The sequence below is a fragment of the Nocardia sp. NPDC051750 genome (assembly GCF_044453135.1).
Classification (GTDB): domain Bacteria; phylum Actinomycetota; class Actinomycetes; order Mycobacteriales; family Mycobacteriaceae; genus Nocardia.
The window spans coordinates 241,398-253,683 of sequence record NZ_JBITCK010000002.1 but is presented as its reverse complement, the minus strand read 5'-3'; the positions used below and the strand labels follow the sequence as shown (position 1 = coordinate 253,683).

The following is a 12,286-nucleotide window of genomic DNA, read 5'->3' as shown; positions in this document are numbered from 1 at the left end:
CCTCCACTGTCAGTTCTGGGTGGCCGGCGGGATCTGCACGGCGGTGGTCGGAGTGGCGGTGGTACTTGCGGCGCCGTCCGTGGCGCCCGATTCCTCCCCCTGGCCCACGACGACCGACAGCGGCTCCCGCAGCGCGGGCAGCGTATCGATGGCCTGGACCTGCCACTGGCCTTCCCCCCGCACCATCGTGAGCGGATAGGCCAGAGTCGGCGCGTTCCCGGTGGTCGCCTTCGGGGTGACGGTGGCCAGCACCCGCGCACTGGAACCTTCGGTACCGCAGTGGGTGTCCTCGGCGGTCACCGAAACGGTGGACAGTTCGGAGAAATGGGCGGGTTGTAGCGCCGCGATACCGGAGTCCACCGTCACATAGCGGGCGACGTCACCCTTGCCTGTCAGGTACGCGCCCAGGAAACCCGTGGCTACCTGGGTAAAAGCGGTTTCCTCGCCGCACGGCGCCGAATACGCCTGCGCGAGATCGGCCCCCACCGCTGGAGGTTCCACCGCGGCGGGCAGAGTCAGGGCACGCAGGCTGCCCTCCGACACCGAGACCGGCACCCGGTAGTACTGCCGGGCCCCGTCCCTGCCGACCCGCACCGACACCGTCACCGACCACACTTCCACTGTGCCGCTGACAAATGTGCGCGACTGGAAGACAACAAGCGGATCGGTCACCTGCTGCCCGGTCTTGGGCAGCGAGATCTGGCGGGTGCCGTCGACGAAGCGTGCGAGTGTCTCCTGGTCCCCGGACGAGGCACCGAGATAGGTCTGGACGAAATCCTCGGCGAAGGCCCCGGCAAGCCGAGCATGTCCGGACACAGTGACCATCGCTTCGTCACCCGGCGGCTTCGGGTCCGCGGCGAAGAAGTCGTAGATGGCGTGCCCGCCACCGAATACGGCGAGCACCGCCAAGACGACGACCACCATATTGTCGCGGCGCCGGCGCGCGGCCATGCGGCGAAGCAGCGCCTCGCCCGATTCGGCGCTTCCGGCAGCCCCAGTCCTCACTCTCGAAATGGTAGGTAGCCCGGTGCCGCCCGACCCGAAGCAACCTTCCCACTACTGGGGAGTTGGGCACTGTCAGTGGACCACACTGTGCTGCGGGCGCACCGCCAGCCAGTGACGGAGCTGATCGTCGTAGCCGATCGGCCCGTGCGCGCCGGCACCGCCGTTCTCCGCAGGCGGGATCTCCTCACCCGCACGTGTCAGATGCGCGATCGCCAGTTCCCGATTCGAAAACCCGGGGTAGGGATAGAGCAGCAGAGAGGTCGGCGTATAGCCGCCGTTGTAGTTGAGTGTGCGGATGGTCGTTTCGGTGCTCTCACCGGCGCCCACCCGGGGCCCCTGCTCCACCAGACGGAGCCGGTCGCCGGGATGGAACACGTCCACCGGCCGGAACAGGTAGTCCCAGCGCATCCACGGAGCCGGGTCGGTCAACCAGTGCGAGATACTGGTGTGGGCCAGCTGGACAACGGCCAGATGGTTACCGGCACGACGATGCGCCTCCCGCAATCCGACGCTTTCCAAGGTCGGCCACACTCCCGGATCCTCGTCTGAGGTGATGTCCTCGATCAGCCACCAGGCGCCCCGGCTGCGTTCGTCGTCCCGGGTGCGCACCGTAATCCGCCACCGGGTGGCCCGCCGCGCCGGACGCAGGATCGACACCTCGAACTGGAGCTTTCCTCCGGGCCCGGGCCGATACAGCAGGTCGAGAACTTCCGCGTGCCGGTCGAATCCAGTGACCCGGTGGAAGAACTCGGCGATGGAGATACGCGGCGCATATTCCTCCGGCGCCATCCCGGAGAGCGCCGCGATACCCGGCGGCTGCACCAGGGTCTGACTGTCCAATTCCCAGGTTGCGCCCACCGCCACCGGTGGCGGCACCACCGGCCCGGCCGCCGGCCCCGCCCACCACTGCACGGCGTGCACATCACCGGCCGGCCCGAAGACCGGTCGCGTGATCAACCGGTGCGGTCCCGCTTCGGTACCGAAGGTCCGGTCCACTTCGATCGCTTGTTCCACCGACGTGCGCAGCACCTCGGTGACGTCCCGGGTGGTCAACCCGTCGTACAACGCGGGGGTCCGCGCGAGCTGTCGCTGCAGAACGCGCCGCCAATCGGCGAAATCGCGCGCAGCATCCCCCACCGAGGCCACCGAAAAACCTTCCGGCGCCAATGTTTCGACCGTTACCCAGGGGATCACTGCGCGCCCTCTCATCGCGTGCGTCCAGCCTCAACGCGGCGCGCGCCCCAAATGAGACAACGTCCGCATGAGATAATGTACCGTTGCGCAGCGGTACGTTCAACAGGGTCTCCGGATTGGTCGAGTCGGACGCTCGACAACCTCCGAGCTGGACGCCCAGCAACCCGGGGACGTCCTCGGCAGACGGACCCACGGGAACATTCAGCAATATCATGGAACCAGGGGCAGAACAATCGATTTGCCCACTACCCGGCCGTAGCCACCGGCGGCAGACCGTCCGACGACGGCGCGAGGCCGTCGCTCCGGCAACCATCCGCGTTGTTCAGCAACCGGATACCGAGCCGGGCCACCGAGTACGACGACGGCCGCGGGAGCCGGATCACCCGGCACCCGCGGCCCTCAGCTCTGTTGCTGCTGCAACGTACTCAGCGCCAGCACACCGGCGCCGGCCAGCAGGCCGAGGTCTCCCAGTTCCGAAGGGAGTGCCCGCAACCCGGGCAGCGACGGCAGTCGCGCGTGCATCGCGACGGCATTCTGCAGGGGCTTCCACAGCGCCGACCCCTTCGCGGCCATCGGCCCACCGATCATCACCCGATCGATATCCAGGAGTGCCGCCACCGAGGCGATCGCCCGGCCCAGCGCCGTACCCGCTCGCTCCAAGGCACTCACCGCGACGGGCTCGCCCGATTGCGCGGCGGCCACGAGCGCGTCGATCGAAGCGCCCCGCCAGCCCTTTTCATTGGCCCAGCGGACCAGCGCACCGCTTCCGGCGACGGCTTCGAGGCAGCCGCGGCCACCACATACGCACGGGTCGTCATAGCCCGGGACCAAGACGTGCCCGACCTGACCGGCATTACCCGTGCGTCCCACCACGACGAACCCACCGACCATCACACCCCCGATGATCGTGTCGGAGATGTACATCGACAGGGAGTCCATCACCTCTTGCGTTCCCCCGAAGTGCCTTTCGGCCAGCGCGAGACATACGCCGTCGAGCGCCAACGCCACCGCCACACCGGGAAAGAGTTTCTGCACGGATTCCACCAGCGGAAATCCGGCCTGCCAGTCCCGGACATGCGCGGGGGCGACAACACCCGAGGACATATCGATGGGTCCGGCGGCGGCGATGCCGACCGCGGTGAGCTCCCGGCCCGCCGCGACCTCCAGGACGAGGTCCCGGGTTCGTTCCCACGCCTGCCGCTCGGGAATCGGGATCTGCCTCGTCTCTTCCGGACCGACATCGTCGGCGATCTCGATCGCCGCGAACCGGGTCGGACCGATCTCCAACGCCAGAACTGTCATCTGCAACCACCAGTGCTAGGGACGCGATTTCTCCGCAATATAGTCAAGCACCGATGGTTTCGTTCGGCCGGAGCGGACGACCGAGCACAATGTGCCGCTTGGGTGCCGCCGATGCGGGCTGGTTCCGGGCCGGGCGCGGACCGTTGCGGATGATCCGCATCGGCCGCTTGTGGTCGACCGGCACCGCGCGATGACGCTCGAGATCCTCGATGACGTTACCCGAGTTGTCGTATGCGATGCCCGCCCAGATCATGGCTCGCGGTGCATCGCCCCGCTCGATGAGTGACTGCGCCAGCTTGCTGCACTGATCGAAGAGTGAACAGCCATAGCAAGTACGTATGGCGACGCGCCAGGCCTCGGGGCTCCCCGAGTCCAGGTCCCAGCCGTCCGGCAGGGACGCGCACGGGGGCTGCTGCGCGGATCGCCCCGCGGTGGCGGCGGGTGCCGGCGAAACCGGTGTGGCACTGGGCAAACGACGCAGGACCACGCCGAGGGGACGAGTGGGCGAGATAGTCATAACCGTCTCCGGAACTGCCGAGGGCACGCCGGACGAACCGATACGTGTCCCGTTGGTCGGGCGGATCATCAGGGCTGCTCGACAGTCCCCGGAAACCAAGCTGTTGTCAGCTGTATCACGTACGTTAAGCCAGCCGCGGCGGCCAGGCAAGCCATATGACGCCAAGCAACGGGACGTTGATCATTTCTTAACATCAATAAGCCACTGGTTGGCGGGTCGTTTAGTTACGGACCGTTTAACTACGGTCCCAGGTGTGGTTTGCTATAGGTATGGCTGGCGAATCCGAGTTCACGATCGACGAGCTGGCGCGTGCTGCCGAAACCACTGTGCGCAGCGTCCGCGTATACCACGAGCGCGGGCTGCTGCCCTCACCCGATGTCCGTGGCCGGATCGGGTATTACGGCTCAGACCATCTCAACCGGCTGCAGACCATCAGCCGCCTGCTCGGCCGGGGAATGAAACTCAACGGCATCCGGGAATTGCTCACCGCCTGGGATCGCGGCGATGGACTTGCCGATGTCCTCGGCGTCACCGAGCAGGCCGCCGGCGCCCCTGGGCGGCCGGCGCCGACCGCCCCGCCGCCGGCACCCGAACCGGACGAACCGGTCCACGAACTACCCGATTACGTCAAACAAGCGCTCGCCGCCAGCGACGACCCCTTCGATGTCTACCGGGTCACCAATCCACGCTGCAGCGATCTCGCCACCCGGCTCACCGACGCCGGGCTGCCCGCCGCGGCCACCTTCCACCTGGTCGAACGAATGCGCGCGGACTGTGACCGCATCGCCGAGCGCTTCGCCGCCGAGATCTTCTACGTCCTGGCCGGCCAGGCCTACGAACAGTCCGAGCGAAACCCCAAGGACCGCACGAAACTCGAAACCGATCTGGCCATCGCCCGGCTGATCGTCACCCGCGCCGCATCGGAACTCGTCGACCAGGCCTTCGGCCGGCGCGCCGAACTCCCCACACCCGATCCCGAAACCAACCGGCCCTATGCCGGACAGCCACGAGTGACGCCCAACGGCAAACAGCCTTCCCGGTCGTGACCTCGCCCGCACGATACAGCCGCTTCGGCGGCGAGTAGCGCCGGAACCCTACCGAGTATCGGTTCCGCCGGCCGCACTCCGGCCACGATGTCGGGGTGACAGGATTTGAACCTGCGACCACCCGCTCCCAAAGCGGGTGCGCTACCAAGCTGCGCCACACCCCGTACTACCCCCCGATGGGGGTGTTTTCCGGTCGGAGCGGGTGACGGGAATCGAACCCGCACCATCAGCTTGGAAGGCTGAGGTTCTACCATTGAACTACACCCGCATACATACGACTGGTTCGATCGCCACCATGTCGTGTGCATCAGCGACTGTACCCAATCCCACTTTCATTTCGCCAATCAGCCCCGGGTTCCCAGGATCGGCGAGCCACCCACCCTCTCGGCCAGGCGCCGGTGACCGGCCGGCCACGAACGCCGCGGCCGTATGACACCGGCGCTCGGCCGCCTCCGGCCGATGTCGGCAAAAAATACGAAAAAGTGTGTAACGCCGACGGTTCCCCCGCGATACGCCAGAGATTGCTGTTGTTCCGGGGTTCGAGAACTTGTTCTAGAACGCAGGTCTCCGGGCCCCACCATCTTGCTACGATCTTCTTGCCGGACGGGGTATCTGGAAAGGGGGCGGTGGCGTGCACCCGACAAGGTGGACCATCCGCACAGCAGTACGACAGAGCCGGGTCGGCCCGGTGCCGGAGACGCGCACTCGCGGCCTGATCACCTCGATCTCCGGTGATCGCGATGACTGCTGACAAGCGGCCGCCCGTCCACTCGACCGCCCGCGAGTGGGCCCTGGCCGCCGGCGCACAGTCCGATGCCGGTATCACCGCGGCGGAGATCGAACCCGTTCTCGTCGATATTCTCGAGCAGCTGCTCGAGCTGACGGTGTCCGATCCGTTCCCGATCCGGGCGGCCCGCCGGCTCGGTGCCCGCCTCTGCGCGGAGCCGCTACACCAGGTCCGGATGCTCGCCCTGGTGACCCGCACCCTGCTGGGGTTCCCGGCCGGTCCACGCGGATCCCTGGTGGCGACCCAATGGCCGCTGGTGGCCAGTCAGGCGATCGACAGTTACGCCCAGGCGCTGCAGGAGCTGGCGCTGGCGCAGCAGAAGAAGAACTTCTCCGACGAGGCCACACAGCGGGTCCGCGAGTTCGCGGCGCTGCAGCAGCGGCTGGAACACGAAGCCACCCACGACGCGCTGACCGGCCTGGCCAACCGCACCCTGCTGCGCAAGCGGGTCCGGATAATGGCCGAGCACCCGGAGCGCGGTATCGGCCTGCTGGTGGTGGATCTCGACCGGTTCAAACAGATCAACGACAACTACGGGCACGCGGTGGGCGACGAGGTGCTGGTCGAACTGGCGCAGCGGTTGCGGGAAGTGGCGCCACCGGGGACGGTGGTGTGCCGGTACGGCGGGGACGAATTCGTGCTGGCGGCCGGGATGGAGGACAACCGCGTCGCCGAACTCGCCGCCGATATCGTGCTCGCGCTCAACGATTCGGTGTGGTCCTCGGCCGGGCGGGTACCGGTATCGGCCAGCGTCGGCGCCACCTATTCGCCGCCGGCGGACCGCAGCGAACTCGCGGAACTGCTGCGGCGCGCCGACCGGGCCATGTACTCGGCGAAAACCGCCGGCGGCCGGCGCTACGTGGGCGCCGAACCAGGGGTGGGCGGCGTCGATACCGCCGTGGCGGGCTGACCGGGATCAGTCCGGCTGACATCCGGCGCACCAGAACAGGTTGCGGCCTTCCAGTACGCGGTGCCGCACCGGCGCGGCGCAGCAGCGGCACGCTTCACCGGCGCGCCGATAGACGTAGGTACGGGGCCGGTCCGGCGCGTAGGACGGCGCACCGTGATCGTGTTCCGGGCGCACCACGTGCATCTTCCCGCGGCGCACCCCCACCAGCATCAACTCGACCAGATCGGCCCACAACGCCGACCATTCGTCCGCGCCGAGCTCACAACCCGGCCGGGCCGGCGAAATACCGTGCCGGAAGAGCACTTCCGCCCGGTAGACATTGCCGACTCCGGCGACCACCTGCTGGTCCATCAGCAATGAGCCGATACCGCGCCGAGAGCGCCGGATTCGCGCCCACGCGCGGTCCGGGTCGGCATCGGGACGGAGCGGATCGGGTCCGAGGCGGGCGACGAGCGCCGCCACCTCCGGCGGGGTCAGCAGCTCACAGGCGGTGGGCCCACGCAGATCGGTACCGAACCCGCCGCCGTCACGGCCGGGCCCGGACAGCCGCATCCGCACCTGCCCCACCGGCTCGGGCATCGGCAGCGCGGATTCGGTGAACGTCCCGTAGAGCCCGAGATGGACGTGCACGAACACCGCACCCTCGTACTCGTGCAGCAGATGTTTGCCCCAGGCCTGCGCACGCAGCAAGGTCCGGCCGTCCACCCGTGCCGCGCCCTCGGCGAACTTGCCCTGCGGACTCGACACCCGCACGACCGCACCGGCCAGCCGGCGGTCGTGCCGGCGGGCGAGGCGATGCAGGGTATGTCCCTCCGGCACCGCCTCAGTGCGCGGGCAGCGCGGGCGCTTCGCCGGTCTTCTCGTAGGCGGCGAGAATATCGATCCGGCGCTGGTGCCGCTCCTCCTCCGACCACGGGGTCTCGACGAAGGCGTCCACGATCGCCAGCGCTTCCTCCCGGGAGTGCATCCGGCCACCGATGCCGATCAGCTGGGCATTGTTGTGCTCGCGTGCCAGCCGGGCGGTTTCGACGCTCCAGGCCAGCGCGCACCGCGCGCCGGGCACCTTGTTCGCGGCAATCTGCTCACCGTTGCCGCTACCGCCGAAGACCAGTCCCAGACTGCCCGGATCGGCGACGGTGCGACGGGCCGCCTCGATGCAGAAGGCGGGGTAGTCGTCCAGAGCGTCGTAGACGAGGGCGCCGCAGTCGACGACCTCGTGACCGGCCTGCTCCAGATGGTCCTTGACAGCGTTCTTCAATTCGAAACCAGCGTGATCGGCACCCAGGTATACGCGCATGCCGCGATTGTGTCAGGCCGGGTATCGGGCTCTGACGGCGGGCGGCGCCGGCGGCGGACAGCCTGCTGGGCGCTGCCGGGCGAGCACATCAGCGGTCCGCACACGACCGGAGCGAATTCGGAGATGCGCTTAGAGTCTGGGTATGCAGCCGCACGACCCTCAGCAACCGTTCGGGTCCGGTCCCGGCCCCGGCTGGTCCGCGAATCCGCCGGAGCCCGGGCCCTACCCGTGGCTCACCGACCGCTCGACTGCCCCGGGGCCTTTCCCTGCCGGCTATCCCCCGCCGCCGGGACCGGCGCACGAGCCGCGCGGGCTGTCGCCGTTCGGGATGCCCGCCCGGCACAGCTGGGAGATCCCACTACTGGTCGTGGTGGTGATGGTGACCGGGGTCGCCTATCTGCTGGCGTTTCTGCTGCTGATCCTCAACACGGTGAACGAGGGCACGGTCAACGAATATGTCCTGATCCTGGTGGCGGCACCGCTGCTGGTCTGGTTCGGCCGCGGGATGAATTATTCGCGGCAGCGGGTCAACGGGGTGAAGATGTCACCGACCCAGTTCCCCGACGGATATCGGATGGTCCAGGAGGCCGCGGCCCGGTTCGGGATGGCCTCCGCACCCGACGCCTACGTGGTGCTCGGCAACGGGCAGATCAATGCCTTCGCCTCCGGCCACGGTTTCCGCCGGTACGTGGTGGTATACAGCGACCTGTTCGAGGTCGGTGGCGCCGCCCGGGAACCCGATGCGCTGGCGTTCATCATCGGTCACGAGGTCGGTCATATCGCGGCCGGGCATACGTCGTATTGGCGGCAACTGGGCATGTTCATGGTCCCGTTCCTGCCGATCCTGGGCAGTTCGCTGATCCGTTCGCAGGAGTACACCGCCGACAACCACGGCTACTGCCATCGGCCACAGGGTGCGCAGGCCGCCATGGGCACGCTGGCGGCCGGCAAGTACCTGAACACGGTGGTCGGTTTCGACGAGATGGCCGACCGGGCCGCCCAGGAACGCGGCTTCTTCGTCTGGGTGGTGAACGCCGTGGCCTCGCATCCCGTCCTCACCTGGCGGATGTGGGCCCTGCGCGATCGCAGCAGTCACGGCCGGCTCTTCTGGCGGCCCAGCCCGGGACCACCCCCGCTCACCCCGGCGACCCCCGATTCGGTGACCTTGTCGAAGTCCCCGGTCTGAGCACGGCCCGGTCCCCGATTCCGGCCGGTCGGCGGCGGGAATCGGGGACCGTGGCAGTCAGTCGAACTGCGGGTCCTCGTCGCGGGTGCGCTTCAACTCGAAGAAGTGCGGGTACGCGGCCAGCGTCACGACGGCATCCCACAGTTTGCCCGCCTCCTCACCCCGCGGGATCCGCGACAGCACCGGCCCGAAGAACGCGACACCGTTGACGTGGATGGTGGGTGTACCGACATCGGGCCCGACCTTGTCCATCCCCGCATGGTGGCTGGCCCGCAGCGCCTCATCGTAGTCGCCGCTGTCCGCCGCGGCGGCCAGTTCGGCCGGCAATCCCACTTCGGCGAGTGCATCCGCCACGATGGCGGTGAAGGTGGCCTTGGCGTCCCCCTCCTGCTCGAACTCGGCCCGGCGGTTGTGGAACCGGGTGCCCAGGGCGGTGTACAGCGTCGGCAGGATCTCGTCGCCGTGCTGCTGGGCGGCCGCGATCGCGACCCGCACCGGGCCCCAGGCGTTCGCCATCATGTCCTGGTACTCCGGCGGCAGATCCCGCCCCTCGTTGAGCACCGACAGGCTCATCACATGGAAGCGGGCCTCGATATCGCGCACTTTCGCGACCTCGAGAATCCAGCGGGAAGTGATCCAGCACCACGGGCACAGCGGGTCGAACCAGAATTCGGCAAGGTCTTTCTTCTCGGCCGGGTCGGTCACGAGTCGGTCCTCTCCATAGGTCGTAGTCGAGCGCTGTACCGAGCAACCCCGGCGGCGGCGTTTTCGTTCCCGATCCGGCCGCTCGCCGGGACTCCATCAGTAGGCTGGCCGCAGAAGTTCGGATCGTCGCTGGAACAACTCACGACAAGGGAGTGGCATCCATGACATCTGCACGGCATTTCGTGATCGCCGGGGCCGGCCTGGCCGGTGCGAAGCTGGCACAGGAGTTGCGCGACAACGATTTCGACGGCCGCATCACCCTCATCGGTGCGGAGAACCGGCTGCCCTACGAACGGCCGCCGCTGTCCAAGGAGTACCTGGCCGGGAAGAAAACCGTCGACGAATTCACCGTGGCGGACGCCGCCTGGTACCGGGACCATGCCGTGGATCTGCTGCTCGGTACCGAGGTCACCGAGATCGACCGGGGTGGCCGCACGGTCCGCCTGTCGGACGGTTCGACCCTGCCCTACGACAAACTCGCCCTCGCCACCGGCGCCGCCTCCCGTCCACTGCCGGTCCCCGGAGCCGATGCGGCCGGTGTGTATACCCTGCGCACCCTAGAGGAGTCCGACGCGCTGATCGAACTGTTCGGCACCATCCGGCGCCTGCTGGTCGTCGGGGCGGGCTGGATCGGGCTCGAGGTCACCGCGGCGGCACGCGCGGCCGGGGTGGCGGTCACCGTACTCGAGGCAGCGTCCGGGCCGCTGCTGGGGGCGCTCGGCCCGGAGATGGGCGAGGTGTTCGCCGCCCTGCACCGGGAACACGGCGTGGAGCTGCGATTCGAAGCACAGGTCCAGCTGATCACCGTGGCCGACGGACGAGCGAACGGAGTCCGGCTTCAAGACGGGACCGATTTCGAGGCCGACGCCGTACTGATCGCAGTGGGAGCGCGGCCCAACCTCGGTCTCGCGGAATCGTCCGGGCTGCTGACCGGCACCGGAGTGCTGGTCGACGCCGGGCTGACCACCAGCGACCCCGATATCGTCGCGGTCGGCGATATCGCCGATCAGGAGCATCCCGTGCTGGGCCGCCGGATCCGGGTGGAGCACTGGGCGAACGCGCTCAATCAACCGGCGGTGGCCGCCCGGACCATGCTCGGTCTGGCCGCCTCCTACGACCGCCTCCCCTACTTCTTCACCGACCAGTACGACCTCGGCATGGAGTACACCGGCTTCGCCGCCCCCGGCGACTACGAGCGGATAGTCGTGCGGGGGGACCTCGCCGGACGAGAATTCGTGGCGTTCTGGCTGGACCCTCAGCAACGAGTCCTGGCCGGGATGAATGTGAACGTGTGGGATGTGGGCGACCGGATCAAGGAGCTCATCCTCTCCGGTGACCCGGTAGACCCGGACCACCTGGCGGATACCTCGGTCCCGCTCTGATCACGCGGCCCGTGCCACGTCAGCGGAAACCCGCAGGTGTCACCAGGTCAGGCCGGTAATCAGCTCGTAGGCCTCGACGTACTTACCCCGGGTCGCCGCGACGATATCCGCCGGGATCTCCGGGCCGGGGGGTTCCTTGTCCCAGCCGGTGGAAGTGGCCCAGTCCCGGACGAACTGTTTGTCGAATGAGCGCTGCGAGCGACCGGGCTCCCATTCGGCGGCGGGCCAGAAACGGGACGAATCGGAGGTCAGCAGTTCGTCGCCCAGGGTCAGAACGTCACCGTCCCAGCCGAATTCGACCTTGGTATCGGCGATGATCACACCCCGCTCGGCGGCATAGGCCGCGCCGCGGGTGTACAGGTCGAGTGTCAGGTCACGCAGCCGGGTGGCCACCTCGCTACCCTCCTGTGCGACCACATCGTCGAAGGTCATGGGCTCGTCATGGCCAGTATCGGAGACCTTGGTGGTCGGGGTGAAAATCGGTTCCGGCAGTTTGTCGCCCTCCCGTAGCCCGGCGGGCAGCCGGATACCCGAGACCGAACCGGTGCGCTGGTAGTCCTTCCACCCCGACCCCACCAGATAGCCGCGGGCCACGCATTCCACCAGCACCATCTTCAGCGGTTTCACCCGGATCGCCCGGCCGGCGAATTCCGGCGGCACATCGGTGGTGGACAGCACGTGATTCGGGATATCGGCGAAGAACTCGAACCACCAATTGGACAGCTGCGTCAGCAGCGCGCCCTTGTCCGGGATCGGCGTGGGCAGCGACACGTCGTAGACCGAGACCCGGTCCGAGGCGACCAGCAGCAGCGTGTCACCGTCGGTGTAGAGGTCGCGCACCTTTCCGGCGTGCACATGCTTCACGTTGTGGCTCCGATCCTCTGGTCGTTCGGCTGGAGCGGAGTCAGATGACTTCGCCTCGGGCAAACCTTACCGACGTGGCATTGTGGACAGC

General features: G+C 67.9%; 12 protein-coding genes and 2 tRNA genes. 4 read left to right on the top strand and 10 right to left on the bottom strand.

What is annotated here, in order from left to right; translation table 11 throughout:
• Positions 1-9 precede the first annotated feature (9 nt).
• From ACIA75_RS08475 to ACIA75_RS08460, 4 genes are all read right to left on the bottom strand, one after another.
• On the bottom strand, positions 10-1,005 hold the full coding sequence (locus tag ACIA75_RS08475) for a conjugal transfer protein (RefSeq protein ID WP_397101481.1): 996 nt from the start codon (positions 1,003-1,005) through the stop codon (positions 10-12).
• Positions 1,006-1,077: 72 nt separating this feature from the next.
• The gene (locus ACIA75_RS08470) at positions 1,078-2,214 is read right to left on the bottom strand and encodes a GAF domain-containing protein (protein ID WP_397101479.1); all 1,137 of its coding nucleotides are present in this window, start codon (positions 2,212-2,214) and stop codon (positions 1,078-1,080) included.
• Between the two features lie 384 nt (positions 2,215-2,598).
• Positions 2,599-3,501 carry an ROK family protein gene (locus tag ACIA75_RS08465; RefSeq protein WP_397101477.1) on the bottom strand — a complete coding sequence of 301 codons (903 nt, stop codon included), beginning with the start codon at positions 3,499-3,501 and terminating at the stop codon, positions 2,599-2,601.
• Between the two features lie 43 nt (positions 3,502-3,544).
• Positions 3,545-4,087: a hypothetical protein gene (locus tag ACIA75_RS08460; RefSeq protein WP_397101475.1), complete on the bottom strand. Its 543-nt coding sequence runs from the start codon at positions 4,085-4,087 to the stop codon at positions 3,545-3,547.
• A gap of 200 nt (positions 4,088-4,287) precedes the next feature.
• Here ACIA75_RS08460 and ACIA75_RS08455 point away from each other — a divergent pair, with 200 nt between their 5' ends.
• On the top strand, positions 4,288-5,064 hold the full coding sequence (locus tag ACIA75_RS08455; protein ID WP_397101473.1) for a MerR family transcriptional regulator: 777 nt from the start codon (positions 4,288-4,290) through the stop codon (positions 5,062-5,064).
• Between the two features lie 90 nt (positions 5,065-5,154).
• On the opposite strand, the gene ACIA75_RS08450 is transcribed toward ACIA75_RS08455, so the two are convergent.
• Together ACIA75_RS08450 and ACIA75_RS08445 are read right to left on the bottom strand one after the other, a co-directional pair.
• Positions 5,155-5,228, bottom strand: a tRNA-Pro gene (locus ACIA75_RS08450).
• 33 nt (positions 5,229-5,261) lie between these two features.
• A tRNA-Gly gene (locus ACIA75_RS08445) sits at positions 5,262-5,332 on the bottom strand.
• A 472-nt stretch (positions 5,333-5,804) separates the two neighbouring features.
• On the opposite strand from ACIA75_RS08445, the gene ACIA75_RS08440 reads away from it, so the two are divergent.
• Positions 5,805-6,761: a diguanylate cyclase domain-containing protein gene (locus tag ACIA75_RS08440; RefSeq protein WP_397101471.1), complete on the top strand. Its 957-nt coding sequence runs from the start codon at positions 5,805-5,807 to the stop codon at positions 6,759-6,761.
• A gap of 6 nt (positions 6,762-6,767) precedes the next feature.
• Here the strand turns inward: ACIA75_RS08440 and ACIA75_RS08435 are convergent, their stop codons facing one another.
• Positions 6,768-7,580: an Fpg/Nei family DNA glycosylase gene (locus ACIA75_RS08435; RefSeq protein ID WP_397101469.1), complete on the bottom strand. Its 813-nt coding sequence runs from the start codon at positions 7,578-7,580 to the stop codon at positions 6,768-6,770.
• Positions 7,581-7,584: 4 nt separating this feature from the next.
• Positions 7,585-8,058, bottom strand: coding sequence for a ribose-5-phosphate isomerase (locus ACIA75_RS08430; protein WP_397101467.1), 474 nt, complete (start codon positions 8,056-8,058; stop codon positions 7,585-7,587).
• A gap of 142 nt (positions 8,059-8,200) precedes the next feature.
• Here ACIA75_RS08430 and ACIA75_RS08425 point away from each other — a divergent pair, with 142 nt between their 5' ends.
• Positions 8,201-9,244 (top strand): M48 family metallopeptidase, encoded by a 1,044-nt coding sequence (locus ACIA75_RS08425; RefSeq protein WP_397101465.1) that lies wholly within the window; start codon positions 8,201-8,203, stop codon positions 9,242-9,244.
• Between the two features lie 57 nt (positions 9,245-9,301).
• Here ACIA75_RS08425 and ACIA75_RS08420 read toward each other — a convergent pair whose 3' ends face one another.
• Positions 9,302-9,949: a DsbA family protein gene (locus tag ACIA75_RS08420; RefSeq protein WP_397101463.1), complete on the bottom strand. Its 648-nt coding sequence runs from the start codon at positions 9,947-9,949 to the stop codon at positions 9,302-9,304.
• 161 nt (positions 9,950-10,110) lie between these two features.
• Here ACIA75_RS08420 and ACIA75_RS08415 point away from each other — a divergent pair, with 161 nt between their 5' ends.
• Positions 10,111-11,331, top strand: coding sequence for an NAD(P)/FAD-dependent oxidoreductase (locus ACIA75_RS08415; protein ID WP_397101461.1), 1,221 nt, complete (start codon positions 10,111-10,113; stop codon positions 11,329-11,331).
• 39 nt (positions 11,332-11,370) lie between these two features.
• Here ACIA75_RS08415 and ACIA75_RS08410 read toward each other — a convergent pair whose 3' ends face one another.
• On the bottom strand, positions 11,371-12,195 hold the full coding sequence (locus ACIA75_RS08410) for a phosphoribosylaminoimidazolesuccinocarboxamide synthase (RefSeq protein WP_397101459.1): 825 nt from the start codon (positions 12,193-12,195) through the stop codon (positions 11,371-11,373).
• Positions 12,196-12,286 lie beyond the last annotated feature (91 nt).